The organism is Streptomyces sp. NPDC047022 (assembly GCF_040644155.1).
In the GTDB taxonomy this organism is placed as follows: domain Bacteria; phylum Actinomycetota; class Actinomycetes; order Streptomycetales; family Streptomycetaceae; genus Streptomyces.
In genome coordinates, this window is the sequence record NZ_JBEYVV010000003.1 from 160,566 (window position 1) to 184,118 (window position 23,553).

Genomic DNA, 23,553 nt, shown 5'->3' on the forward strand with positions numbered 1-23,553 from the left:
TCCCGCGGGGGACCCTGCGGGAACGCACTGCTGGGGCAGGGCGGGCGCGTGGACGCCGTCGTGACGTCCGCTCCCCGATCGCGGACACGGCGAGACAGCGGGACGGACAGCCGTCCCGGAGGTTGGCCCCCACGCGCCCGCCGTCCCGGAACCGGCGGGCCGGTGCCCCAAAGCACCGTCGCGGGGTAACCGGAACCTACGCCTCCACCAGCTGGAAGGGAAGCCCCTCCCGGTATTGACTTGCCCGGCCGGGGACGCTCCGGCCGGAGCCCGCTCGGGACGCGACCGGCAGACCCGTGATCGTTCGCAAACGTATCGCGCAAGCGTGGACTCATTCACGGCATAACCAGCCATTATGTGAGGAGCGTTGAAGACCTGGCCGATCCCGGCCGCGAAGAATCGCGGCACGGTGGCACGCGCGCGACGCCAGACCGCCTGCGCGCCTGCGCGCCTGCGCGCCTGCGCCACGGGCTCGACCAGCCACAGAAAGCACAGACGTACGATGCGCCACTCCTCCGGCAGCCCCCCGGGGCCCCACACCGTCACCGCCGCCGAAGTCCTCCCCGGAGATCTGCTCGCCCTGTCGGAGCGGGATGCGGCCGAGCACACCTGGTACGCCGTGATGCACACCGTGCCGGAGGGGCCGGGGGCCATACGGCTGACCCTGCGACCGCCGCTGGGCGGCACCGATCACGAGGAGGTCGTGGACCGCACGCTGCCGGTGACGGTCTCCGGACCCCGGGTGGACGTCGCCGCCGTCCCCTTGGTCACCTCGAGCGACCTCGACGAAGCCGCCTTCCGCGACGGGGACCGGGTCACGTCCCTGCGCGCCGTGGACCCCCGGGCGGTGGAGCAGACCTACGTACGCCGCTGGGGCGTCTGGTACCGCGACCTGGAGGACCCGGCCGGCCCGCTCCTGACCGACGGGGAGTTGCGGGAGCTGGCGGAGCGGGACCGGGACCGGGGCCATCTCGTACGGCATCACGCGCGTCCGCGCCGCACCGCTCATGGCGCGCGCCCGAGGAGGGTGGTGGTCAGCGGGCTCGGAGCCGTCACACCGCTGGGCGTCGGCGTGAACGAGCTGTGGCAAGGGCTCCTCGGAGGCCGTTGCGGAATACGGGAATTGGCGGGCGAGGAGTTCTCCGGGCTGCCCGTCCGGGTGGCCGGGACGGTGCCCGTGGACCCCGTCCCGCTGTTGCCCAGGCCGCAGGCACGCCGGATGAACCGGGCCGCCCTGTTCGGGGTCCTCGCGGCGCGGGAGGCCTGGCGCGACGCGGGCTTCGACACGGCGGGCACGGCGGCCGGCGGCCTCGACCCCGAGCGCGTCGGCGTCTCGGTGGGCGCGATCCTCGGTGACGCCTCGGTCCTGGTCGGTGGTGACCGCGCCCTGCGCGACCGGGGGCCCCGCGCCGTCTCCCCGCTGACGACTCCGATGACGGTGCCGTCCCAGGCGGCCTCCCAGATTTCGCTCGACCTGCGGATCAGGGGTGAGGCACGAACGCTCACGAGCGCCTGCGCGTCGGGGACCGAGGCGATCGGCCAGGCCATCGACCGGATCCGGTACGGGCATGTTGACGTGGCCCTCGCGGGCGGCGCCGAAGCCGTGGTCACCCCCGCGATCATGGCGTCGTTCGCAGCGATGCGCGCCCTGTCGCACCACGGCGTCGGTGACGTCTCCCCCTCCCGCCCGTTCGCCAGGGACCGCGACGGCTTCGTGAACGGCGAAGGCGCCGGGTTCCTGCTGCTGGAGGCGGAGGAGCACGCGCTGGCGCGGAGGTCCCGCGTCTACTGCGAGGCCGCCGGCTGGGGACTGTCGGCCGATGCCCACCACATGGCGGCGCCGGACCCGTCCGGCAGGGGGGTGGCACTCGCACTGCGCCGCGCGCTGCGGGACGCGGAGGCCCATGCCGTGGACGTCCTCCACGTCAACGCGCACGCCACCGCCACGCCCGAGGGTGACCTCGCGGAGGCGACCGCGCTGCGGGCGGTCCTGGGCGGCGGGGTGCCCGTGACGGCCGTGAAGGGGAACCTCGGCCATCTCCAGGGCGCGGCGGGCGGGGTGGAGGCGGTCGTCACGGTCCTGACCTTGTTCCACGGGGTCGTCCCGCCGACGATCGGCGGCGGGGAGGGCGATCAGGACGAGGAGATCGGCCTCGACGTGGTCCGGGGCGCCCCCCGCCCCCTCCCCGACCGGGGCGATCTGGCCCTGAGCAACTCCTTCGGCTTCGGCGGCCACAACGCCGTACTGGCACTTCGCCGCAGAGCCTGACGGCGGGCGGCCGTACGGCACCTGTCGGTGTGGAGAGCGTGCGGGAACGTCACGCCGTATGCCTGCGCGCCGCCGTCTTCTTGGCTGCGGTCTTCTTGGCTGCGGTCTTGCCGGCTGCGGTCTTCTTGGCCGTCGTCTGCTTGGCCGTCGTCTTCTTCGCCCCTGAGTTCTCCGCGGTCGTCTTCTTCGCGGTCGCCTTCTTCGCCTTGGCTACCGTCTTCTGCGCCGTAGCCTTCTGCGCCGGAGCCTTCTTCGCCGCCGACTTCTTCGCCGCCGACTTCTTCGCCGTCGCCGACGTCGACTTCTTGCCGCCGACCTCCTTCGGCGACCGCTGCCCCGTCTTGCGGGCCGGAAGATGCCTGACCTCGGCCGTCCCGCCCTCCCCCTCGGCCTTGCCGCCATCCCCGCCCCGCGACGCCTTCGCCGCACTCACGCTCTTCTCCAGGGCCGCCATCAGGTCCAGGACCTTGCCGCCCTCGGGCTCGGGAACCGAGGGGAGCTCCTTGCCCTCCGTCTTCGCGGCGATCAGCTCCTCCAGCGCGTGCCGGTACTCGTCGTGCAGGTCATCGACGTCCACCTCCCCCAGGGTGTCCATCAACGCGTCCGCCAGATCCAGCTCCTTGTCACGGACGGTGACGCCGGTGTCAGGAACCACTCCTTCCGGTGCGAGGATCTCGTCCGGCCACAGCAGTCCGTGCATCCCGATCACGTCGCCGACCGCTCGCAGCATCCCGAGCCGCTCCCGCCCCCGCAGCGCGTACTTCGCGACGGCCACCTTTCCGCTGTGCCTGAGGGCCTCCCGCAGCAGCGCGTACGGCTTGGCGGCCGGGGCGCCGTTCGCGGACAGGTAGTACGCCGTGTCCAGTTGCAGCGGATCGATCCGCTCTCCCGGCAGGAAGGCCAGGATCTCGATGGTCCTGGCCGTCGGGAGAGGGAGCTTCGCCAGGTCCTCGTCGGTGACCGGGATGATGGTGCCGTCCGCGTCCTCGTACCCCTTGCCGATCTCGGACTGCGTGACCTCGCGGTCCTCCAGCTCGCAGAACTTGCGGTAGCGGATGCGGCCGGAGTCCTCCAGATGGATCTGGCGGAACGAGATCGAGTGGCTCTCGGTGGCGTTCATCAGCTTGACCGGGATGCTGACCAGACCGAACGAGATGGCGCCGTTCCAGATGGATCGCACGTGCCGCACCTTATCCATGGATATCAGGCGATTTCATGGGACTCTCATGGTATGACGCCGATCACGGAGGTGGAGGGACGGCGGCTCGCGCTCAGCAACCTGGAGAAGGTCCTGTATCCGGCTTCCGGCTTCACCAAGGGCGAGCTGCTGCACTACTACGCGACCACCGCGGACGCGCTGCTGCCCCACCTCCGCGACCGGCCGCTGTCCTTCTTGCGCTACCCGGACGGGCCGGACGGCCAGGTGTTCTTCGCCAAGAACGTGCCGCCGGGTACGCCCGACTGGGTCACCACGGCCGAGGTGCCGCACTCGGAGGGGCCGGCCCGCATGGTGGTGATCGAGAGCCTGGCCGGGCTGATGTGGGCGGCCAACCTCGTCACCGAGTTCCACACCCCCCAGTGGCGCGTCGAAACCCCCGACGAGGCGGACCGGCTGGTCTTCGACCTCGACCCCGGCGTGCCCGCCACCGTCGTGGAGTGCTGCGAGGTCGCCCTGTGGCTGCGGGAGCGGCTCGCGGCGGAGGGCATCGAGGCGTACGCCAAGACGTCCGGCTCGAAGGGACTGCACCTGCTGGCGTCCGTCGACCCGACCCCGTCGCAGCGGACGACGGAGTACGCCAAACAGCTCGCCGTGGCGGCCGAGCGGACCATGCCCCGTCTGGTCGTCCACCGAATGACCCGCAGCCTGCGGCCGGGGAAGGTCTTCGTCGACTGGAGCCAGAACGCGGCCCGCAAGACGACCGCCGCGCCCTACACCCTCCGCGCCCGCGCCGAACCCACCGTTTCGGCGCCCGTGACATGGGAGGAGGTGGCGGACTGCACATCACCCGACGCCCTCGTCTTCCGCGCACCGGACATCGCGCCCCGCCTCCAGGCGTACGGCGACCTGCTGGCCCCGCTCCTCGACCCGGCCCGCACGGCACCGCTGCCCCTGCCATGAACCCGTCGAGCTCCGGGGTGACCCCACCGCCTCCGTCACACCCTCCCCCACGTCCTCCGATCCCGAGCCATCGCGTACAGCGCCTCCACGTCGGCCGGCTTCAGCACACCGCCCAGGCGGGCGAATCCAGGAACATCCGTCTCCGTCAGGACGCGGACCTCCCGCAGCGGGGCGGTGACCTCCAGGCGGCCGGGTTCCACCAGGAGCAGGACCGGGCGGACCTCGGCGGTCAGCGCGTACGATGCCCGGGCCGCGTCGGCGCGCACCCGGCGCAGCAGCGGCCGCGGCGCACGGCGGCCCAGCGTGACCATGGGGTCGGTGACGAGGATCCGCTGTCTGCGGGCGGCCAGCGCGCACACCGCGAACAGGCCGCCGGGGCCGATCACCAGATGGTGGATGCGGTCACCGCCGGGCAGCGGCACCGAGTGCAGGGTGCGCCAGCCTCCCCCCTCCAGACCGTCCAGGGCCTCCCCGGCCGTCTGCTCGGCGGTGAGATCCCGGCGCCGCGGGTCGGTGCGCAGGCGGTGGGCGGGTCCCGGGTCGCGGTCGAGGGCGATGAGCAGGGCCTCGCCGGGACGGTTGGGGGCCAGGTCGTCGTCCGGGTGGAGGGCCAGCCGGGCGAGTTCCGCCGCGGTGGGCACGGGTGGCGGACCCACGGTCACGGGGCCGGTCAGGAAGGGGCCGAGCGCCTCGAGCACGTCCTGGCGCAGATCCTCGCTGAACAGGTGGACCCGGCCCGCCTCACGGTCGTACCAGGCGACGTTCCTGCCGTCGGTGCCGCATACGTACAGGCGTTCCCGCCCGCTCCGCCAGGACGGTATGACGCGCAGTCCGCTCATACACCATCACCTCCCGACCATGGGACCAGGCGGGGTGCTCCAGGGGCAAGAACCCGGTTACCTTTGGGAGCAGTTGGGGATTCGGTCGGAGGCGCCGTTGCGGACCCGCAGAAAGCAGCCCGATGTTCCCGCTCCGGGCAGCCCGTGGAGCGAGATCGTGCCCGGCCTGTGGATGGGCGGACATGAATTCACGGGTCGTACCGGCGCGCTCGAACTCGCCGTCGTGCGCGACGAGTTCGATCTGGTGCTCACGCTGCTGCGACTGCCCGGGCACGGGCCGGACCAAGGGGTCGAGCACCATGTGTGGCCGATTCCGGACGGCCCGCTCGACGGGACGCAGATCGCGGGCGTGATGCGGCTCGCTCAGGCCGCCGACGACGCCCTGGAGGACGGCCGCCGGGTCCTCGTGCGCTGCTACCACGGGTACAACCGCTCCGGTCTGGTGGTCGGCCAGGCCCTGATCCGGGCCGGTCACACGGCCGACGAGGCGATCCGTATGATCCGCGCCCGGCGCGGGCCCTGGGCGCTGCACAACGACCTGTTCGTGGAGTACCTGCGCACGGGCCTGGACACGGCCCGGCTCCTGGAGGAACTCGCGGAGTGACGTCGCACCGGGGCCATCCTCGGCCGCTCCGGCGACCTACGCCATAGAGTGAGCAACCGGCCAACAGGTGACCAAAAGGACGTACCCCGTGTTCTCCAGCAGCCGTGTCCGTCGTGCGTGCGCAGCCCTCGGTCTCGCCGTCACCGCCGTGCTGCTGACCGGGTGCGGCGACTGCGGCTCCCTGCGCGGGGCCGGCCCCACCCCCACCGCGGTCGGGCCGGTGCGCCTGTGGCCCCAGCTGGCTCCCGCCTCCACGCCCGCCGTCGACTACGGGGAGGCGGACACCGCGACCGTCAGGGGCCTCACCCCTCCGGGCGATGACCTCCACCGTGTCGACCCGCTGGAGGTCGTCCTCGCCGAGGTCGCCGCGCACCCGGACGCGTACTCGGGCTCGCACGCGACCTACGCGCGGACCGGGCGGCAGCTGAAGGACTGCGGCAAGAAGGGCGCGCCGGGACGGCAGTGCCCGCTGCTCAAGGCGTACTACGGGGATCTCACCGGGGACGGCAAGGACGACATGGTGCTCGGCATCCGTTTCCCGAGCAATCAGCTGGCGGTGCGCGTCTACACCGTGGAACACCACCGGATCGTGCAGGTCATGGGCACCTCGGACAGCGTGATCAGGGTGGAGCTCGCCGACCGTGATGTGATCATCCGCTCGCCGTCGACGCTGCCCGGGTACGAGTTCCGCACGGTGTGGTCCTGGGACCCGCACCAGCACGCGATGCTGGCGACCCGGGACGAGATCCTGCGCGTGGGCACCGCTCTCCCGAGCCGGCGGCCCGTCTCGGCCGCGGGGCCGGGGCGGCTCCCGGCCCCGGACGTCCCCGCCGGGAGCCCTCCGGCTCTCCCTTCCAGGAGTCCCCGATGAACGCGACGACCCCGGCGAGCCGCACCCTGGTACGGCAGGTGCGGCTGCCCCGCTGGACCGCGGCCCTCACCTGGAAGGCCGCCGCCTTCATCGCCGTGATGTGCTGCGGCCTCGCCGCGCTGCTCGGGGTGCTCGTCCATGTCCAGGTCACCAACCGGACCGTGGGTGAGGCCCGGAACCGGGCCCTCAGCCGGCTCGCTCGGGCGACACAGGCGTACGAGGCGGGCGACCGCCTTCCGGTCGACTCGGGCATCGATCTGCCGGGGCTGCCGCACAGGCTGCGAGCCCTCGCGACGCACGGGCACCGCGGCACGATGGTCGGCACCGACGACCCTCGGCCCACGATGTGGGCGGCGGGTCCCGCCGACGGCGGACGGGCCATCGCCGTCCAGGTCGACTACGCGTCGGGCACCCGCATCATCGCCGCCCTCGACCGCGCGATCCTGTGGTCCTCGGCCCTGGCGATCGGGGTGACGCTGGTCATCGGGGCGTTCGCGGTGACCCGGGTGACCCGGCGGCTGCAGACCACCGCGCAGGTGGCCCGGCGGATCAGCGCGGGCGACCTGGACGCCCGCGTGGACGACCCCCGTACGGCGAACGCGAGGCGCCCGCAGGACGAGGTGGCCGCGGTAGCCGGGGCTCTCGACACGATGGCGGCCACGCTGCAGGGCAAGCTGCTGAGCGAGCAGCGGTTCACCGCGGACGTGGCGCACGAACTGCGCACCCCGCTGACCGGTCTGCACGCCGCGGCGGAACTGCTGCCGCCCGGACGGCCGACCGAACTGGTACGCGACCGGGTGGCCGCGCTGCGCACGCTCACCGAGGATCTGCTGGAGATCTCCCGTCTGGACACCAAGAGCGAGCGGCTCGAACCGGAAACCGAGCGGCTCGCGCCGCTGGCGCAACGGGTGGTGCGGGCGTCCGGCACCGCGACCCGGGTACGGGTGGAGCGCGACGCCCAGGTGGAGACGGACCGGCGGCGACTCGAACGTGTGCTCGGCAATCTGGTGGCGAACGCTCACCGGCACGGGCGGGAGCCGGTGGAACTGACGGTCGACGGCCCCCGGGTCACGGTACGGGACCACGGGGACGGCTACCCGGAGTACCTGCTGGCGCACGGGCCCCAGCGCTTCCGTACCGAGAGCGGCGGGAAGGGGCACGGACTCGGGCTGACGATCGCACTCGGGCAGGCGGAGGTGCTGGGGGCCCGGCTGGAGTTCGCCAACGCCCCGGACGGCGGCGCGGTCGCCACCTTGACGCTGCCTCAGCCAGGAACGCCGGGGAGTGCCGGGGAGTAGCGCGCCGGCACTCCACCCCGGCCGGTACCTCGACGTGCTGATTGCACGTACAAAACGGGACATCCCGGCCCTCGCTTGCTACGTTCCGCTCATGGCTCAGCCCGGAACGCCAGGACCGGCGGGGACAGGGACAGTGGCGTTGGCCTCCGCTCCCGCCCCGCACCTGCCGCGGCGCCGTGGCATCGAGTTCGGCCTCATCGCCCTGGCCGTCCTCCTCTCCGTGTACGGCTACTGCGCCGTCGGGCTCGCGAAATCCGGCACTCTCCCGCCCGGCGCCGTCCGCTACGGCGCCGGGCTCGCGCTGCTCGCGCTGCTCGCGCACTGCGCGGTGCGTCTGCGCGCCCCGTACGCCGATCCGCTGCTGCTGCCCATCGCCGTCCTGCTCAACGGAATGGGCCTGGTGCTGATCTACCGTCTCGACCTGGAGACGCCGGGTGACAGTGCCGCGCCCACCCAGCTGTACTGGTCGACGGTCGGCGTCGGGCTGTTCATCGCCGTGGTGCTGCTGCTGCGCCACCACCGGGTACTCCAGCGCTACAGCTACCTCTGCGTGGTCGCCGCCCTGGTCCTGCTCACGCTGCCGATCTTCTTCCCGGCGGTCAACGGCGCCCGGATCTGGCTGAGGATCGCCGGGTTCTCCATTCAGCCGGGCGAGTTCGCGAAGGTGCTGCTTGCGGTGTTCTTCGCCGGATACCTGGCCGCCAACCGCCATGCACTGGCCTTCACCGGCCGCCGCGTATGGCGGTTGCAGCTCCCCACCGGACGGGTGCTCGGCCCCATCGCGGCGATCTGGCTGCTGAGCGTCGGCGTGCTGGTCCTGGAGCGCGACCTCGGCACCTCGTTGCTGTTCTTCGGGCTGTTCGTGGTGCTGCTCTACGTCGCCACGGGCCGCACCGGCTGGATCGCCGTGGGGCTGCTGCTCGCCGTCCTCGGCTCGCTCGCCGTGGGCCGGCTGGAACCGCATGTGCACGCCCGGGTCGCGGACTGGCTGCACCCCTTCGCCTCCATCGAGGCGGGCCTCGGCCCCAACCAGCTCGCCCAGTCCCTGTTCGCGTTCGCCGCGGGCGGCGCGCTCGGCACCGGTCTCGGCCGCGGCCATTCGATCCTCATCGGGTTCGCCGCCAAGTCGGACTTCATCCTGGCGACGGCGGGCGAGGAACTGGGTCTCGCGGGGCTGTCCGCGCTGTTCCTGGTCTACGCCCTCATCGTCGAGCGCGGCTACCGCGCCGGGCTGGCGCTGCGGGACCCGTTCGGGCGGCTGCTCGCCATCGGTCTGGCGTCGATCGTCGCGCTCCAGGTGTTCGTGATCGCGGGCGGGGTGACGGGCCTGATCCCCCTGACCGGCATGGCGATGCCGTTCCTCGCCCAGGGCGGTTCGTCGGTGGTCACCAACTGGATCATCGTGGCCCTGCTGATCCGGATCAGCGACTCGGCCCGCAGCCAGTACGACGGGACGGCTGCCTGATGAGCCTGTCCGGCGGTCTCGACCCGGCCCGGACAGGGGGAACGCGCGCCATCCGCCGGGCGGCGGCCCTGTGCGCGCTGCTCCTGGTGGCCCTGCTGGTGAACGCCACCCGGGTGCAGATCTTCGAGTCCGCCCGCTACGACGACAACCCGGCCAACCGCCGCGGGTCGATCGCCCGGTACGGCAGTCCGCGCGGCGACATCGTGGTCGGCGGGCGCGCGGTGACCGGCTCCCGCAGGACGAGCGGGATGTTCCGCTACGAACGCACGTACACGGACGGCCCGCTGTACGCCCCGGTCACCGGCTTCGCCTCGCAGGTGTACGGGACGACGCTGCTCGAGAACACCCAGGACTCGCTGCTCGCGGGCAGCGACCCGATGCTGTCGGCGATTCCCTTGTGGAACGACGTCTCCCGCACCCGCCTGCCCGGCGGCGATGTCGTCACGACCCTCAACGACGCCGCCCAGCGCGCGGCGTTCCAGGGCCTGGCCGGGCGCAAGGGCGCGGTGGCCGCGATCGAGCCGTCGACCGGGCGGATCCTGGCGCTGGTCTCGACGCCGTCCTACGACCCCGGCCAGCTGTCCGGATCGGCGGATTCCGTCACGGGCTCCTGGAAGCGGCTGAACGCGGACGCGGCCCAGCCGATGCTCAACCGGGCGATCCGGCAGACGTATCCGCCCGGTTCGACGTTCAAGGTGGTCACGGCCGCGGCGGCGCTGGACGCGGGGGTGGTGCCGCATCTCGACGCGCCGACGGACTCCCCGGACCCCTACCGGCTGCCGGGCACGAGGACCCAGCTGACGAACGAGGTGAACGGGTGCGCGAACGCGTCGCTGCGGTACGCGTTCATGTGGTCGTGCAACACGGTGTTCGCGCGGCTGGGTGTGCAGACGGGGCTGCGGCGGATGGCGGACGCGGCCGGGCGGTTCGGCTTCAACGACGAAAAGCTGAGGATTCCGGTCGCGGTGGCACCGAGCACGTTCGACCGGAAGCTGGACGAACCGCAGTTGGCGATGTCCTCTATCGGCCAGTTCGACACGCGTGCGACACCGCTGGAGATGGCGATGGTCGCGGCGGCGGTGGCGTCCGGGGGAACGGTGAGCGCGCCGTACCTGGTGGAGCGGACGACGACGCGTTCGGGCCAGACGGTCCGGGCGACCACCCCGCGCACGCTGCACCGCGCGATGAGCCCCGCGACCGCGGCCCAGTTGCGGGAGATGATGGCGGACACCGTGAGCGCGGGAACGGGCCGCAACGCGGCGATCCCCGGCGCCTGGGTGGGCGGCAAGACCGGCACGGCCCAGCACGGCGTCGGCAACTCCGCACGGCCCTATGCCTGGTTCATCTCCTGGGCACAGGCGGACTACGCGATCGAGCCGGCGGTCGCGGTGGCCGTCGTGGTGGAGGACCCCGCGGGCCGGCGCGGGGAGATCAGCGGGGGCGGGGACGCGGCGCCGATCGCGAGGGGGGTGATGGAGGCGGTCCTGGCCACGGAGCAACCGGGCCCGGGCCGAGGACGCTGAAGGACCCGGCCGACGGGACGGGGACCGAGGCACCAGCCTGCTGCGCCTGCGAGCGCGGCCTCGGGCTCAGGCCGCCGGTCCGAACGGCGCCTCCCGGCGGCTCAGCCACTCCCGCGGCACGCCGCCGACTCCCGTACGGGCCCCCACGATTCCGCCCGTGATCGCGCAGGTGGTGTCGACGTCCCCGAGGCCCTCGGCCGTGCTCCACAGCGCGGCGGCCAGGTCGTCCGGGTGGCGTGCCGCACACCAGACGGCGAACGGAACGGTGTCGTCGGCGCGGATCCGCTGCCCGTTGCCCAGGATGTCGGCGGCCTTCCACGGCTCGGTGGTGAAGGGCAGCCCGGCGGCCCGCACCAAGCCCTCGCGCACCGTACTCGGCGGGGTGAGGGCCGCCACCTGATCGACGCGCACCCGCGACACGGCGGACAGCGCCGCCGCCACGGCCACGGCGACCGCTCCGGCGATGCCCTCCGGGTGAGCGTGGGTCACCTCGGCCGCCAGGGTCGCCTGCGCCACGACGGTCCGGTGGTCGTCATGGAACCAGGCCCCCAGCGGGGCGGCCCGCATCGCCGCGCCGTTGCCCAGGCTTCCCTCGCCGTCGAAGAGCTGCCGGGACAACTCCCGCCAGCGCTCCGGCTCTTCGAGCAGCAGGGGCAGGAGCTGGTGCATGCCGTACCCGTACCCTCTCGCCGGGTCGGCGTCATAGCCGAGCGCGAACGCCTGGGCCAGCTCCGCCTGGCGGATCTCTCCGTGCTCCTCGAGCACTCGGAGGATGCCGAGCGCCATCGCCGTGTCATCGGTCCAGTGCCACTCCGCTTCCTCGGGCGTGCGCCGGGCGCGAATCTCCCGGTACGCCTGCCGGGGGTCGCGGAAGAGCGGGAACCAGCGCTCGCCGAAGGCATCGCCGAGGGCCAGGCCTTCCAGGGAGCGCCGGGCGGCGGTACGGCGGGATTCGTCGGCACGGGCGGGTGTCGTCATACGGCCATGGTGTCGCCCTGACCGGCGGCGTGCCGCTGGATTTACGCCGTGCCCGTCGAGGGGGGCGCGGCCGATGGGCGCCGGTTGATCGCGGTGAGGTCGATGTCGATGGGGAACGGCTGGCTGAGCTTCAGCCTGTTGTGGAAGATGCCGGTGGGCACGTACGCCTTGGTGGCCGGATCCAGTTCGTAGACGTAGACCACGGGGAGCCCGTCGCTCTCCTCGACGCGCCAGAAGTGCGCGATGCCCACAGCCGCGTACTTGCGGGGCTTGACCTCGCGGTCCCGGGTGCGGGAGTCCTCCGAGACCACCTCGACGGCCAGAATGACGTCACCGCTCAGGAGCCGGGTCTTCTTGGGCCCGATGTCGGCTCCGGCCCGGGCCACCAGCACATCCGGCTCAGGGCGGTTCTGAACGTCGAGGGTCACAGTGAACTCGCGGTAGACATCGAACTCATCCGGCGCCTGGTAGCAGAGGGCGACGTCCAGCAGGCGAATCGCGCGCATGTGGAAACTGGTCTGCGGACTCACGAAGACAAGACTCCCGTCGATCAGCTCCGTGTGCGGAGGCAGGTTGGGAAGCTCGTCGAGGTCGTCCGCCGTCCAGCCGCCCTCCGGCGGACGAGCCCACTCGTAGTCGTCGTCCAGCCCGTAGTCGCGTGCGGCGCTCATGATCGCTCCCATGTGCCGGAGTCTGCCTGGCACGGTCAGCGTACTCGGCGGAATATGCCGATTCGCCCATCGAACGAGTGATCAGCCGCTGAGTCGTTGACCCTCCTCGATCGCCTCCTCCACCTCCGCGACCCGCTCCCGCTCCTCCGCCGCGAAGCGCTCGGCATCCAGTTTCTCGGCGATCTCCTCGTCCTGGGCCATGAGGAGGTCCAGGTTCGAGTTGCCCATCTCGAAGACGCCCATGTCCACGTATGCCTGCTGAAGGCGTTTGCCCCACAGGCCGATGTCCTTGACACAGGGGACTATCCGGCTGAAGAGGAGCTGGCGGAAGAGCTGGAGGTACTCGGCGTGCTCGCTCAGCTCCTCCGCCTCCGCCCTGGGGATGCCGAAGTTCTCCAGCACCTCGACCCCGCGCAGCCGGTCGCGCATGAGGTAGCAGCCCTCGATGACGAACTCCTCGCGTTCGCGCAGTTCCGCGTCGCTGAGCTGCTTGTAGTAGTCGCGCAGCGCCATCCGGCCGAACGCCACATGACGGGCCTCGTCCTGCATGACATACGCCAGGATCTGCTTGGGCAGCGGCTTGTCCGTGGTGTCGCGGATCAGGCCGAAGGCCGCCAGCGCCAGGCCCTCGATGAGCACCTGCATGCCCAGGTACGGCATGTCCCAGCGGCTGTCCCGCAGGGTGTCGCCCAGCAGCGCCTGGAGGTTGTCGTTGATCGGATAGAGCATCCCGATCTTCTCGTGCAGGAAGCGGGCGTAGATCTCCGCGTGCCGCGCCTCGTCCATCGTCTGGGTCGCCGAATAGAACTTCGCGTCCAGGTCGGGGACGGATTCCACGATCCGCGCGGCGCACACCATCGCGCCCTGTTCGCCGTGCAGGAACTGGCTGAACTGCCAGGCGGTGTAGTGCTTGCGCAGCTCACCCTTGTCCCGGTCGGTCATCTTCGCCCAGTACGGCGTTCCGTAGAGGCTCAGCGCCTCGTCGGGCGTCCCGAGCGGATCGTGCGGGTCCACCTCCAGGTCCCAGTCGATCCGCTTCTGGCCGTCCCACTGCTTGTCCTTGCCCTTCTGGTACAGGGCGAGCAGCCGGTCACGGCCACCGTCGTACTCCCAGCTGAACCGAGCGGCTCCGCTCGCGGGGACCTGCCAGTGGGGGTCCCCCGGGTCCTTGGCGTACAACTCATGCGTCGGCATGCAACCCACGCTCACACGTGGTAGACGCCGCGTCAACAAGTCGGACGCAGGGGATTGACGTCCTTGCTGACAGGCAGTCTCATAAGACGTGACCGCCGGTAACGGCGGCCCGTGCGACGACGTGGTGGGGACAGCGATGACAACCGTGACCGACGTGACCGAGGCGGAAGTGCTGCGCGACGCGCTCGGCCTGCTCAAGGACCGGGAACAGGTGGCCGAGCGGTTGCTCGCCTCCTCCGCCAAGCACTCCTTCGACCCGGACAAGGAGCTGGACTGGGATGCTCCGTTCGAGGACGGCAAGTGGTTCTGGCCGCCGGAGCTGGTGTCCCTGTACGACACCCCCCTGTGGAAGCGGATGGGCGAGGAGCAGCGGATCCTGCTGTCCCAGCACGAGGCCGCGGCGCTCGCCTCGCTCGGGATCTGGTTCGAGCTCATCCTGATGCAGCTGCTGGTCCGGCACATCTACGACAAGTCGGCGACGAGCGCGCATGTGCGGTACGCGCTGACCGAGATCGAGGACGAGTGCCGGCACTCCAAGATGTTCGCCCGGCTGATCGCGCACGGCGGGACGCCCTGGTACCCGGTCAGCCGGGCCCACCGGACGCTGGGACGTGTCTTCAAGACGATCTCGACGACGCCCGGCTCCTTCACGGCCACGCTCCTCGGCGAGGAGGTCCTCGACTGGATGCAGCGGCTGACCTTCCCGGACGAGCGGGTGCAGCCGCTGGTCCGCGGGGTCACACGCATTCACGTGGTCGAGGAGGCCCGTCACGTGCGGTACGCACGTGAGGAGCTGCGCCGCCAGATGGTGACCGCCCCGCGGTTGTCGCAGGAGTTCACCCGGGTCACATCGGGCGAGTTCGCACGGGTGTTCTCGGTCGCCTTCGTGAACCCCGAGGTCTACACGAACGTGGGCCTGGACAAGCACGAGGCCATGGCACAGGTGAAGGCGAGCGGGCACCGCCGGGAGGTCATGCAGACGGGCGCGAAACGGCTCACGGACTTCCTGGACGACATCGGCGTACTGCGCGGGGTCGGCCGACGGCTGTGGCGGGCATCGGGCCTGCTGGCTTGAACACGCTTCCGCGCCGGGTTGCCGTATCGGCGCCCGCCTGCTCCCCCGGCAACACGATTACGCTGCGAAGCATGACCTCCGAGGCCCCCACCCGCGCGTACCGTCGGCTCAGTGTGGCGGAGCGGCGCAGCCAGCTGCTCGACGCCGCGCTGTCCCTGTACGCGCACCGTGCTCCGGAGGAGGTCACGCTGGACGACGTGGCGGAGGCCGCGGGGGTCTCACGGCCCCTCGTGTACCGCTACTTCCCGGGCGGCAAGCAGCAGCTGTACGAGGCCGCGCTCCGCTCCGCCGCGGACGAGCTGGAGCAGTGCTTCGCCGAGCCTCCCGAGGGACCGCTCACCTGGCGCCTGGGCCGCGCGCTGGACCGCTACCTCTCGTTCGTCGACCAGCACGACACCGGTTTCAGCGCGCTGCTCCAGGGCGGCAGCGTGGTCGAGACGTCCCGCACCACCGCGATCGTGGACGGGGTCCGCAGGGCCGCCGCCGAGCACATCCTCAGCCATCTCGAGGTGACGAAACCCGGGGCGCGCCTGCGGATGACGGTACGGACATGGATCACCGCTGTGGAGGCCGCGTCCCTCATCTGGCTGGACGAGGACAAGCAGCCGCCGGTCGACGAACTGCGGGACGTGCTCGTGGAGCAGTTCGTGGCCTGCCTGGTGGCAGGCGCGGGCCGCGACCCGCAAACGGCGGCGGTGGTACGGGCCGCGCTGGCGATGGAGAGCGCGGAGGGCCCGATCGGCACGCTGGTCCGGCGCGTACTGCCGGTACTGGCGGACGCGGGGCATCTGCTGTGAGGGGCGCGGAGCCCCGCTGACAGGCGGCTCCGCCGCGCGGGCACCGGAGCCGCCCGTCAGCCACGACGCGCCCGCGGGCGACGGCGTGCCAGCGCTCGCGCGAAGCGCTCCGGTCTCCCCGAGAGGGGACACTGGTGCCGTGAAGAGCCAAGACACCCTGTTCGTGGGCGGCCCCCTGGACGGCCGGGTCCTCCCCATCCTCCTCGGCCCCACCGGACACCCGCCGAAGACATACCGCGTCCCCGTCCCGGACGCGGCCGGCGGCCCCCCGTCCGTCCTCGTCTACCGTCGCGTCGAGGGTGGTCGCAGCAAGCGCCTCGGCCTGCCGCGGGGCTGGAAGTACGAGTACGACCCCGAGGGCGACGACGGCGGCCGGCTGCGCTGGCCCTGGAGCAAACCGCACCGCACACCAGGCGCCACGCCGGGCGACCACGCGGACACCGCCGACGAGTGACCTGACTGAGCCGAACCGCCCACCCGGAGGGCGTCCGGGTTGCGCGCACCCGATCCTGCCGGTGCGAGGTGGACAGGCCGCCTCCGCAACGGAGGTGATGGCATGTCAGGAAGGCTGCTGCGCTTGGTCTGTACGGCGGCGATGACCGCCTCGACCCTGCTCGCCCCCGCACCCGCGGTGGCCACCCCCTCCGCTCCACCCGCCCCGGACCCTTCCCCCGCTCCCAGCACCGGCCCGACAGGCCAGACGGGCACCCGCTCGATCGGGAGCCTCCTGACAGACCTTCAGCAGCGTTACCGGCAGGTGGAACAGGCCGCCGAGCTGTACGACGCCACCACCCAGACCCTCAAGAAGAAGCAGGCCGAGGTCGACCGCCTGGACAGGTCCCTGGCCGGCACCCGGCTGGCCCTGCAGAGCAGCCGCAGCGAGGTCGGCCGGCTCGCCCGGCAGCAGTACCAGAGCAGCAGTGGTGCCATCTCCCCTTATCTACGACTGCTGCTCGCCCGTGATCCGCAGCATGCGCTCGACCAGGGCCACGTCATCGCGCAGCTGACTCGCGAACGTCTGGGCAGCGTACGGCAGCTGACCGGCGCCGAGCAGCAGGCCGACGCACTTGCCCGCCAGGCACGCAAGGCCCTGGACGACGAGCAGACCCTGGCCGGCCGGCAGCAGAAGAACCGGGACACCGTGGAGCAGCAGCTGAAGGACATCGAGAAACTGCTCGCGTCCCTCACCCCCGAACAGCTCGCCGCGCTGGACGAGTTCGAGAACGACGGAACGACCGCCGCGCAGCGCAGCCTGGTGTCGTCCGGAGCCCTCAACGACGACGGCCGCCCCCCGTCCGCGGAAGGCGTCCGGGCCCTGCGCTACGCCGTGGAGCAGATCGGCAAGCCGTACCGGTGGGGCGCTCAGGGCCCGGCGTCGTACGACTGCTCGGGCCTGACGTCGCAGGCCTGGCAGAGCGCGGGGCGAGCCATCCCGCGCACCAGTCAGGAGCAGTGGGCCGAACTGCGGCACGTGCCGCTGACGCGACTACGGCCCGGGGACCTGGTGGTCTACTTCCCGGAGGCCACGCACGTGGCCCTCTACCTGGGCAGCGGAATGGTGGTGCAGGCGCCTCACCCGGGCACGGAGATCAAGGTGTCCCCGATCGCGGCCAACCCGGTGCTGGGCGCCGTACGGCCCGACCCCGGCGCACAGCCCCTGAGCACCTACGTACCCCCGAGACTCCCCCGTGCCGTCCGCTCCCCCGCCATGAAGGCCGGCCACGAATCCGCCGCCTCGGCCTCATAGAGCCGGGGCCGAAGCCCGAGCCACCGTCAGGCCCCGGCGACCGATGTCAGGTAGGCCTGCGTCTTCTCCGGGTCGAAGAAGAAATTCTCGAAGTCCGCCGGGTTGTCGAATCCGTTGGCGAAGCGGTCGGCCACCGGCTGGAGCGTGCCCGCCGCGCCGAGCAGATTGAGGACGTGCTCCGGGGGCACGCCGAGCATCGCGTTCGTCCACTTGGTGGTGTGCCGGGCCACGTCCCAGTAGCGGTCGAAGGTCCCCCGCATCCAGGCCTCGTCGAATTCCTTGTCCCCGTGTTCGAGGATCGAGGCGAGGTAGGACGCGGCGCACTTGGCGGCCGAGTTGGAGCCCTGGCCCGTGATCGGGTCGTTCGCCACGACCACGTCCGCGACGCCCAGGACCAGCCCGCCCCCGGGCAGACGCCCGATGGGGTTGCGGACGGTGGGCGCGTAGCGGCCGGACAGCGTGCCGCCCGCGTCGGTCAGCTCCACCTTGGTGGCCCGGGCGTACTCCCAGGGCGTGAACCGCTCCATGAGTTCCAGGGTCAGGGAGAGGTGCTCCGCCGGGTCCTTGACACCCTTGAAGACGTCCAGCGGGCCGCCGGGTATGCCCTCCCAGAACAGGATGTCGGCACGCCCGGAGTTCGTCAGGGTCGGCATCACGAAGAGTTCGCCCACGCCGGGGACGAGGTTGCATCGGACCGCGTCGTAGTCCGGGTGCTCCGGGCGGGGGCCGAGCCCGTGCACGTAGGAGACGGCGAGGGCGCGCTGCGGCTCGCTGTAGGGCGAGCGCGAGGCGTCGCGGCCGAACATCGAGACCAGTTCGCCCTTGCCCGCCGACACCAGCACCAGGTCGTAGGTGCGGGAGAAGTAGTCCAGGTCGGAGACCGCCGCGCCGTGGATGACCAGCTGGCCGCCGCGCTGCGCGAACGTCTCCATCCAGCCGGCCATCTTCAGCCGCTGGTCGACGGACTGGGCGTAGCCGTCGAGCCTTCCGACCCAGTCGATCACGCGCTGCGACTCGGGGCCGGCCACGGACACGCCGAGCCCCTCGATCTTCGGGGCCTGGGACTCCCAGAAGTTCAGCTGGAGGTCGCGCTCGTGCTGCAGCGCCGTGTCGAACATGCACTGCGTCGACATGACCCGGCCGGTGCGGATCTCGTCCGCCGTCCGGTTGGACATCAGGGTGACCTCATACCCGTGGGACTGCAGGCCGAGGGCGAGCTGGAGTCCGGACTGGCCGGCTCCGACGACGAGTATCTTGCGCATGCGGGGACTGTGCTCCTAACAGGGACAGGGCTACCGGGACTACTCGGGGGTGACGTCGAGCGCGTGGCCGACGAGGGCCAGGAGGGTCTCGATCACCGAGATCCGGCGGCGCGCGTCCATGACCATGACGGGTATGTGTTCGGGGATCGTGAGGGCCTCGCGCACGTCCTCGGGCTCGAACCTCTCACTGGCGTCGAAGTGGTTGACCGCCACCATGTACGGCAGGCCGCTGCTCTCGAAGTAGTCGAGCGCCGGGAAGCAGTCCTCAAGACGCCGGGTGTCCGCCAGGACGACCGCGCCGATCGCACCGCGTACCAGGTCGTCCCACATGAACCAGAACCGCTGCTGGCCCGGCGTGCCGAAGAGGTAGAGCACCAGGTCGTCGTCGAGCGTGATGCGGCCGAAGTCCATGGCCACGGTCGTGGTCAGCTTGTCCGGCGTCCCGGTCAGGTCGTCGGTCTCCTCGCTGGCCTCGGTCATCAGCGCCTCCGTCTGGAGGGGCGTGATCTCGGAGACCGCGCTCACCAGCGTGGTCTTGCCGACGCCGAAGCCGCCCGCCACCACGATCTTCGTGGCGATGGGGGCGCGCGTACGGTCCGTCTGCCAGTTCTGCAGCTGTTCCTCGTCATCGAGGCCGAGGAGTGGGGAGACGCCCGGGGAGGCGTCAGAGACGGCGGAGTCCACTCAGCACCCTTTCCAGCAGAGCGCGGTCCGGCTGTCCCGGGCCGTGACCGGTTCCGTACACACGGATCTTTCCCTGGTCCGCCAGGTCGCTGAGCAGCACTCGGACCACCCCGAGCGGCATCCTCAGCAGCGCGGCGATCTCCGCCACCGTGCGCATACGGCGGCAGAGTTCGACGATGGCCCGCATCTCGGGCATCACCCGGAAGGCCGGCGAGCCTGCCCCGTTGCCAATGGCGCGGGCGGTGCCCCCCGTCAGTTCGCGCCGTTCCTCCGGGGCGTCCAGCGCGGCCACGAAGGTCTCGACGAGCAGTACATGGCCGAAACGGGTACGGCCGCCGGTGAGTGAGTAGGGGCGCACACGGGCGGGTTTGCGGTCGCCGCCGCGCACGGGGAGCCGCTTCGCTGTACCGCTCATCGGGCACTCCCGGCCGACTCGGTCTCCAGGGACTTGCGCAGCTCACTGCGGACTTCGGGGGTCAGGACGTGTCCGGCGCGGCCGACGAAGAGCGCCATGTGGTACGCCACCACGCTCATGTCGCAGCCCGCGGAGCCGTGCACGCCGAGCAGCGAGCCGTCGCTGATGGACATGACGAACACGCTGCCCTCGTCCATCGCGATCATCGTGTGCTTGACCCTGCCGGAGCCCATCAGCTTCGCGGCACCGATGGTGAGGCTGCCGATGCCGGAGACGATGGTGGCGAGGTCGGCGGAGGACCCCTTTGGCCCGCTGGGACTCGCGTTCCGGTCCGCGCGGGCCTGCGCGTTGCGTCCCGGGTCGGAGGAGAGCAGGAGCAGGCCGTCGGAGGAGACCACCGCGACCGACAGCAGTCCCGGCACCTCCTCGACGAGGTTCGTGAGCAGCCAGTGCAGGTTGCGGGCCTCACTGCTCAGTCCGAAGGTACTGGGCGCGGTCAACTGGTTGCCTCCTCGACGGTGCCCCCCGATGCTTCTACGTCCTGTGCCGTGCCGGGTGTCGCGGTGTGCTGCGGTGCTGTGGGTCCGCCGGGGTCCGTAGGTCCGGCGGGGCCGTTGGCGGGCGCCTGCGTCTGACCTGTCCGCTCGGTGGTCTCCGCCTCGGCGTGCCGGTAACCCTCCTTCGCCCCTCGGTGGAATCCGCCGAGCCTGCGGCGCAGTGCCTCGGCGTCCACGCCGCCGGTGCGCGGCTGCGGGGCGGGAACGGGGGCGGAGATCCTGGGGGTGCGCTTGGGGAGGCCCTTCGCGGTGAGGCGGGGGGCGGGTGTCTGCTGCGGCTGCGCCCCCGGCTCCGGAAGCGGCTGCTCCGTGCGCTGCTCCGCCTGGGGTCCCGGGGCCGGCCGCTGCTCGTCCCCGTCGGCGATGCGTTCGTGGGTGTCGGGGCCGATGGCGTAGGGGTCGGCCGAGGTCTGGGCGGGGATCCCGGGGGCGGGGGGGTGCTCGTCCATCCGGGGCGACGGAAGCAGCAGCTCCATCGTGGTCTCGGGGCCGAACTCGGGATCCACGTCGTCGGCGCGCCCGGCAGGCGGCTCGGGGCGCGCGACCGTCGGCTCCGGGGCGGGCTCCGGGGTGGGCGCCTCGTCCGCTCCCGGTTCGCCGGGCTCCCCCGCCTCGTCCCGCTCCCGTACCGCCGCCTCCGCCGCCGCGATCAGCGGGTCGCCGTCCTTCTCGGGTTCCTGGCCGACGGCCGTACGCGCGCGGCCCGCCAGGACGTTGGAGTTGGCCTCGGAGTCCGCGCCCGGCAGCGACGTGCCGTAGGCGCCGGATGCCGCCGGACCGGTGGCGGGCACCGCTGCCGCGGGGGCCGCCGAGAGCAGCGGCTTGGGCAGGACGACGACGGCGGCGACACCGCCCTGCTTCTGCTCGCGCAGCCGGACGCGGACCTGGTGGCGGTGGGCCAGCCGGGCCACCACGTACAGGCCGAGCCCGAGCCCCTCGCCGCCCTCGTGGTCGTAGGGCTCGTCCGGGTCGAAGTCGGCGAGGCGGCCGTTGAGCGTCCGCATCCGCTCGGTGGTCATGCCGATGCCCTCGTCCTGGACGGAGAGCATCACCTCGCCGCTCTCCAGCAGCCAGCCCGAGACCTCCACGGCGACGTCCGGCGGCGTGAAGGAGGTCGCGTTCTCCAGGAGTTCGGCCATCAGGTGCGAGAGGTCGTCGGCTGCGAAGCCCGCGATGTGCGCGTGCGGGGGCAGCGCGGCGATACGGACGCGCTCGTACCGCTCGATCTCGCTGACGGCGGCGCGCACGACATCGACCAGCGGAACGGGACCGGCGTGCTGCTGGACGTGCTCGGTGCCTGCGAGGACGAGGAGGTTCTCGCTGTGCCGGCGCATGACCGTGGCGAAGTGGTCGAGCTTGAAGAGCGTGGCGAGGCGCTCCGGGTCCTGCTCGCGCTCCTCCAGCCCCTCGATGACGCTGAGCTGGCGCTCGACCAGGCCGAGGGTGCGCAGGGCGAGGTTGACGAAGGTCGAGTGGACGCTGTGCCGTACCTGCTCCAGGTGCCCGAGGGCCTCGGTGAGTTCGGCGCGCAGCTTGGCGCGTTCGTCGGCCATGGACTGGCGCTGGCCGACCAGGTGCTTGCGGTCGGTCTCCAGGGTGGACAGGCGCTCCTGGAGGGCGACGGCGTGCGCGTGCAGGGCGTTGACGGAGCGCACGACCTGGGCGAACTCGTCGTTGCGGCCGGTGAACTTCACCGGTTCCTCGGCGGCCGGGTCGGCGGCCACCCGGGCCGAGCCGAGGCGCAGAACGGCCAGGGGGCGCGTGAGGCTGCGGGCCATGCCCATGGCGACGCCGACGGCGACGAGCATCAGCGCCCCGAGGACGGCGATGCGGATCTCCAGCGCGGTGACGTCGTCGTCCCGCACGTGGGCGAGGTCGTGGCCCCGGTTCTCGTAGAGCGAGGACTCCACGCCCCGCATCATCTCGATGCGGGCGGAGAGGGCGTCGTCGACCTTCTTGGTGCTCAGGCCGAGGTCGTCGTCGGACAGCGTGGGCTGGTCGGTGAGGTCCTTGAGGTACTTGTCGGCGGTGCCGACCTCGGCTCCGGTGACCGTGGAGTCGTACGAGTTCCTGGCCGCGTCGGGCGCGTTGTCCCGGAAGTCGGCGAGGGCCGCGTCGGAGCGTACGGAAGCCTGCTGGGCGGCTGCGGAGAGGGCGTCGCGCTGCTTCCTGTCGGCGTCCGAGGAGATCGTGGTGGTGGTCGGCAGACCGGTGACCGGGCTGATGACGGTCTGGGTGGTGTGCGGGACGTTCAGGGCCGCGAGGAGCAGTCCCCGGGCCGCGGCCGACTGCTGGACGGCGCTGTCGAGCTCGGCGAGCGTGTACGCGCCGGAGCCCGCCCGGGCCGGCATCCTCTCGGCCAGCTGGTCGGCGAGGGCGTGCAGCTCGGTGATGGCGGTGGAGTACGCCTGGTGCGTCTCGAGAGCGGTGCTCTTGCCGACGAGCGCCGCCCTGCGTACCGCGGCGATGTCATCGAGGTCCTTGCGCAGCTGTGCCGGGATGTCCTGCTCGGCGCGCAGATCGTCGGCCTCGCGGTCGACACGGGCGCTCTGCTGCTCGGCGGGAGCCTTGGACTTGGGCCGTCCGGCGGCCACCCACGAGGTGACGCCGTCGCGCTCGTCGGCGAGCGCGTGCGCGAGCGAGAGGGCGTCCTGGGTCTGCCCGGCGAGCGTCACCAGGTCCTGGGAGTCGCTCACCTGCCCGGAGGCCGCGATGAGGCTGGGCGCCCCGGCGGCGGCGATCGCGGCGGCGACCACGGCCACCGCGATGACAAGCCGGTTGCGCACGTGGGCGGGACGGCCGGTGCCCGTGGGTCCGGACGAATGGTCCCGGTCGGGGGTCGTCTGCTTGCCTGTGCGCCGAGGCCGCATCTTCTGCACCGGTGCTCGCATTCCTGACTCGTGACTCGTGTACCCATGGACCCGGGTGACGGCCCGTCAACTGGGATGTCGACCCGGTACGACGGTTTCCGACCATCCCAGTGCCAGTGGGCAGAGGTCCCGCTTCGCCTGACCCGCCACCCGAAGGAGTGAACCCCGGGGGTGAGTTGGCGGGCAAGTTCTCCGCACCCGCGCCCGGACCCCTCAGGACGCGCCGGTTGGACGTGGGCGGCGCGCTTTGACAGGATTCGCCGCCACGCCCTACCGGAATCGATTATTCCCTGCCAAAACAGGCGCTTGACCTGG

Annotated in this window: 21 protein-coding genes; 11 read left to right on the forward strand and 10 right to left on the reverse strand. The window is 71.8% G+C overall.

The window, feature by feature from the left end; all coding sequences use genetic code 11:
* The first annotated feature begins 502 nt into the window (after positions 1 to 502).
* Positions 503 to 2,269 carry a beta-ketoacyl-[acyl-carrier-protein] synthase family protein gene (locus tag ABZ845_RS05825; protein WP_360973370.1) on the forward strand — a complete coding sequence of 589 codons (1,767 nt, stop codon included), beginning with the start codon at positions 503 to 505 and terminating at the stop codon, positions 2,267 to 2,269.
* 49 nt (positions 2,270 to 2,318) lie between these two features.
* On the opposite strand, the gene ABZ845_RS05830 is transcribed toward ABZ845_RS05825, so the two are convergent.
* Positions 2,319 to 3,458 (reverse strand): Ku protein, encoded by a 1,140-nt coding sequence (locus ABZ845_RS05830; RefSeq protein WP_360973696.1) that lies wholly within the window; start codon positions 3,456 to 3,458, stop codon positions 2,319 to 2,321.
* A 42-nt stretch (positions 3,459 to 3,500) separates the two neighbouring features.
* Between ABZ845_RS05830 and ligD the strand changes: the two genes are divergently transcribed.
* Complete coding sequence (gene ligD, locus ABZ845_RS05835; RefSeq protein ID WP_360973371.1) at positions 3,501 to 4,388, forward strand: non-homologous end-joining DNA ligase; 888 nt, start codon at positions 3,501 to 3,503, stop codon at positions 4,386 to 4,388.
* Between the two features lie 35 nt (positions 4,389 to 4,423).
* On the opposite strand, the gene ABZ845_RS05840 is transcribed toward ligD, so the two are convergent.
* The gene (locus tag ABZ845_RS05840) at positions 4,424 to 5,227 is read right to left on the reverse strand and encodes a nuclease-related domain-containing protein (protein WP_360973373.1); all 804 of its coding nucleotides are present in this window, start codon (positions 5,225 to 5,227) and stop codon (positions 4,424 to 4,426) included.
* Positions 5,228 to 5,324: 97 nt separating this feature from the next.
* Here ABZ845_RS05840 and ABZ845_RS05845 point away from each other — a divergent pair, with 97 nt between their 5' ends.
* From ABZ845_RS05845 to ABZ845_RS05865, 5 genes are all read left to right on the forward strand, one after another.
* Positions 5,325 to 5,831 (forward strand): dual specificity protein phosphatase family protein, encoded by a 507-nt coding sequence (locus ABZ845_RS05845; protein ID WP_360973375.1) that lies wholly within the window; start codon positions 5,325 to 5,327, stop codon positions 5,829 to 5,831.
* Positions 5,832 to 5,919: 88 nt separating this feature from the next.
* Positions 5,920 to 6,702, forward strand: a complete 783-nt coding sequence (locus ABZ845_RS05850; protein ID WP_360973377.1) for a hypothetical protein — start codon at positions 5,920 to 5,922, stop codon at positions 6,700 to 6,702.
* A complete protein-coding gene (locus ABZ845_RS05855) occupies positions 6,699 to 8,000 on the forward strand; it encodes an ATP-binding protein (RefSeq protein ID WP_360973379.1) in 1,302 nt (433 codons plus the stop codon). Before ABZ845_RS05850 ends, ABZ845_RS05855 begins: the two co-directional genes overlap by 4 nt.
* A gap of 91 nt (positions 8,001 to 8,091) precedes the next feature.
* Positions 8,092 to 9,465, forward strand: coding sequence for an FtsW/RodA/SpoVE family cell cycle protein (locus tag ABZ845_RS05860; RefSeq protein ID WP_360973381.1), 1,374 nt, complete (start codon positions 8,092 to 8,094; stop codon positions 9,463 to 9,465).
* The gene (locus ABZ845_RS05865; protein ID WP_360973383.1) at positions 9,465 to 10,988 is read left to right on the forward strand and encodes a penicillin-binding transpeptidase domain-containing protein; all 1,524 of its coding nucleotides are present in this window, start codon (positions 9,465 to 9,467) and stop codon (positions 10,986 to 10,988) included. Before ABZ845_RS05860 ends, ABZ845_RS05865 begins: the two co-directional genes overlap by 1 nt.
* 66 nt (positions 10,989 to 11,054) lie before the next feature.
* Here the strand turns inward: ABZ845_RS05865 and ABZ845_RS05870 are convergent, their stop codons facing one another.
* The 3 genes from ABZ845_RS05870 to ABZ845_RS05880 form a co-directional block, all read right to left on the reverse strand.
* Positions 11,055 to 11,966 (reverse strand): ADP-ribosylglycohydrolase family protein, encoded by a 912-nt coding sequence (locus ABZ845_RS05870; protein ID WP_360973385.1) that lies wholly within the window; start codon positions 11,964 to 11,966, stop codon positions 11,055 to 11,057.
* 41 nt (positions 11,967 to 12,007) lie between these two features.
* A complete protein-coding gene (locus tag ABZ845_RS05875) occupies positions 12,008 to 12,637 on the reverse strand; it encodes a Uma2 family endonuclease (protein WP_360973387.1) in 630 nt (209 codons plus the stop codon).
* Positions 12,638 to 12,718: 81 nt separating this feature from the next.
* On the reverse strand, positions 12,719 to 13,831 hold the full coding sequence (locus tag ABZ845_RS05880; RefSeq protein WP_360973389.1) for a ferritin-like domain-containing protein: 1,113 nt from the start codon (positions 13,829 to 13,831) through the stop codon (positions 12,719 to 12,721).
* A 136-nt stretch (positions 13,832 to 13,967) separates the two neighbouring features.
* Here ABZ845_RS05880 and ABZ845_RS05885 point away from each other — a divergent pair, with 136 nt between their 5' ends.
* The 4 genes from ABZ845_RS05885 (at position 13,968) to ABZ845_RS05900 (ending at position 17,450) form a co-directional block, all read left to right on the forward strand.
* Positions 13,968 to 14,906, forward strand: a complete 939-nt coding sequence (locus tag ABZ845_RS05885) for a diiron oxygenase (RefSeq protein WP_360973391.1) — start codon at positions 13,968 to 13,970, stop codon at positions 14,904 to 14,906.
* Positions 14,907 to 14,977: 71 nt separating this feature from the next.
* Positions 14,978 to 15,703, forward strand: coding sequence for a helix-turn-helix domain-containing protein (locus ABZ845_RS05890; RefSeq protein ID WP_360973393.1), 726 nt, complete (start codon positions 14,978 to 14,980; stop codon positions 15,701 to 15,703).
* A 139-nt stretch (positions 15,704 to 15,842) separates the two neighbouring features.
* Positions 15,843 to 16,157: a hypothetical protein gene (locus ABZ845_RS05895; RefSeq protein ID WP_360973395.1), complete on the forward strand. Its 315-nt coding sequence runs from the start codon at positions 15,843 to 15,845 to the stop codon at positions 16,155 to 16,157.
* A gap of 102 nt (positions 16,158 to 16,259) precedes the next feature.
* Positions 16,260 to 17,450, forward strand: coding sequence for an NlpC/P60 family protein (locus tag ABZ845_RS05900; protein ID WP_360973397.1), 1,191 nt, complete (start codon positions 16,260 to 16,262; stop codon positions 17,448 to 17,450).
* A 26-nt stretch (positions 17,451 to 17,476) separates the two neighbouring features.
* On the opposite strand, the gene ABZ845_RS05905 is transcribed toward ABZ845_RS05900, so the two are convergent.
* Genes ABZ845_RS05905 through ABZ845_RS05925 form a run of 5 tightly spaced genes read right to left on the reverse strand, consistent with a single transcriptional unit; the run spans position 17,477 to position 23,259 of the window.
* Positions 17,477 to 18,712 (reverse strand): styrene monooxygenase/indole monooxygenase family protein, encoded by a 1,236-nt coding sequence (locus tag ABZ845_RS05905; RefSeq protein ID WP_360973399.1) that lies wholly within the window; start codon positions 18,710 to 18,712, stop codon positions 17,477 to 17,479.
* Positions 18,713 to 18,751: 39 nt separating this feature from the next.
* Entirely contained in the window at positions 18,752 to 19,396 is a 645-nt protein-coding gene (locus ABZ845_RS05910; protein WP_360973401.1) for an ATP/GTP-binding protein, read from the reverse strand.
* Positions 19,377 to 19,811 carry a DUF742 domain-containing protein gene (locus tag ABZ845_RS05915; RefSeq protein ID WP_360973403.1) on the reverse strand — a complete coding sequence of 145 codons (435 nt, stop codon included), beginning with the start codon at positions 19,809 to 19,811 and terminating at the stop codon, positions 19,377 to 19,379. The genes ABZ845_RS05910 and ABZ845_RS05915 overlap by 20 nt, the downstream gene beginning before the upstream one ends.
* Entirely contained in the window at positions 19,808 to 20,311 is a 504-nt protein-coding gene (locus ABZ845_RS05920; RefSeq protein WP_360973405.1) for a roadblock/LC7 domain-containing protein, read from the reverse strand. The genes ABZ845_RS05915 and ABZ845_RS05920 overlap by 4 nt, the downstream gene beginning before the upstream one ends.
* Positions 20,308 to 23,259: a nitrate- and nitrite sensing domain-containing protein gene (locus ABZ845_RS05925; RefSeq protein WP_360973407.1), complete on the reverse strand. Its 2,952-nt coding sequence runs from the start codon at positions 23,257 to 23,259 to the stop codon at positions 20,308 to 20,310. Before ABZ845_RS05925 ends, ABZ845_RS05920 begins: the two co-directional genes overlap by 4 nt.
* Positions 23,260 to 23,553: the final 294 nt, after the last annotated feature.

Excerpts from the sequence above, each read along its gene's own strand:
- ABZ845_RS05825 (WP_360973370.1), top strand. The coding sequence starts at position 503 with ATGCGCCACTCCTCCGGCAGCCCCCCGGGGCCCCACACCGTCACCGCC.
- ligD (WP_360973371.1), top strand. The coding sequence starts at position 3,501 with ATGACGCCGATCACGGAGGTGGAGGGACGGCGGCTCGCGCTCAGCAAC.
- ABZ845_RS05840 (WP_360973373.1), bottom strand. The coding sequence starts at position 5,227 with ATGAGCGGACTGCGCGTCATACCGTCCTGGCGGAGCGGGCGGGAACGC.
- ABZ845_RS05855 (WP_360973379.1), top strand. The coding sequence starts at position 6,699 with ATGAACGCGACGACCCCGGCGAGCCGCACCCTGGTACGGCAGGTGCGG.
- ABZ845_RS05860 (WP_360973381.1), top strand. The coding sequence starts at position 8,092 with ATGGCTCAGCCCGGAACGCCAGGACCGGCGGGGACAGGGACAGTGGCG.
- ABZ845_RS05865 (WP_360973383.1), top strand. The coding sequence starts at position 9,465 with ATGAGCCTGTCCGGCGGTCTCGACCCGGCCCGGACAGGGGGAACGCGC.
- ABZ845_RS05870 (WP_360973385.1), bottom strand. The coding sequence starts at position 11,966 with ATGACGACACCCGCCCGTGCCGACGAATCCCGCCGTACCGCCGCCCGG.
- ABZ845_RS05875 (WP_360973387.1), bottom strand. The coding sequence starts at position 12,637 with ATGAGCGCCGCACGCGACTACGGGCTGGACGACGACTACGAGTGGGCT.
- ABZ845_RS05880 (WP_360973389.1), bottom strand. The coding sequence starts at position 13,831 with ATGCCGACGCATGAGTTGTACGCCAAGGACCCGGGGGACCCCCACTGG.
- ABZ845_RS05885 (WP_360973391.1), top strand. The coding sequence starts at position 13,968 with ATGACAACCGTGACCGACGTGACCGAGGCGGAAGTGCTGCGCGACGCG.
- ABZ845_RS05890 (WP_360973393.1), top strand. The coding sequence starts at position 14,978 with ATGACCTCCGAGGCCCCCACCCGCGCGTACCGTCGGCTCAGTGTGGCG.
- ABZ845_RS05900 (WP_360973397.1), top strand. The coding sequence starts at position 16,260 with ATGTCAGGAAGGCTGCTGCGCTTGGTCTGTACGGCGGCGATGACCGCC.
- ABZ845_RS05905 (WP_360973399.1), bottom strand. The coding sequence starts at position 18,712 with ATGCGCAAGATACTCGTCGTCGGAGCCGGCCAGTCCGGACTCCAGCTC.
- ABZ845_RS05915 (WP_360973403.1), bottom strand. The coding sequence starts at position 19,811 with ATGAGCGGTACAGCGAAGCGGCTCCCCGTGCGCGGCGGCGACCGCAAA.
- ABZ845_RS05925 (WP_360973407.1), bottom strand. The coding sequence starts at position 23,259 with ATGCGAGCACCGGTGCAGAAGATGCGGCCTCGGCGCACAGGCAAGCAG.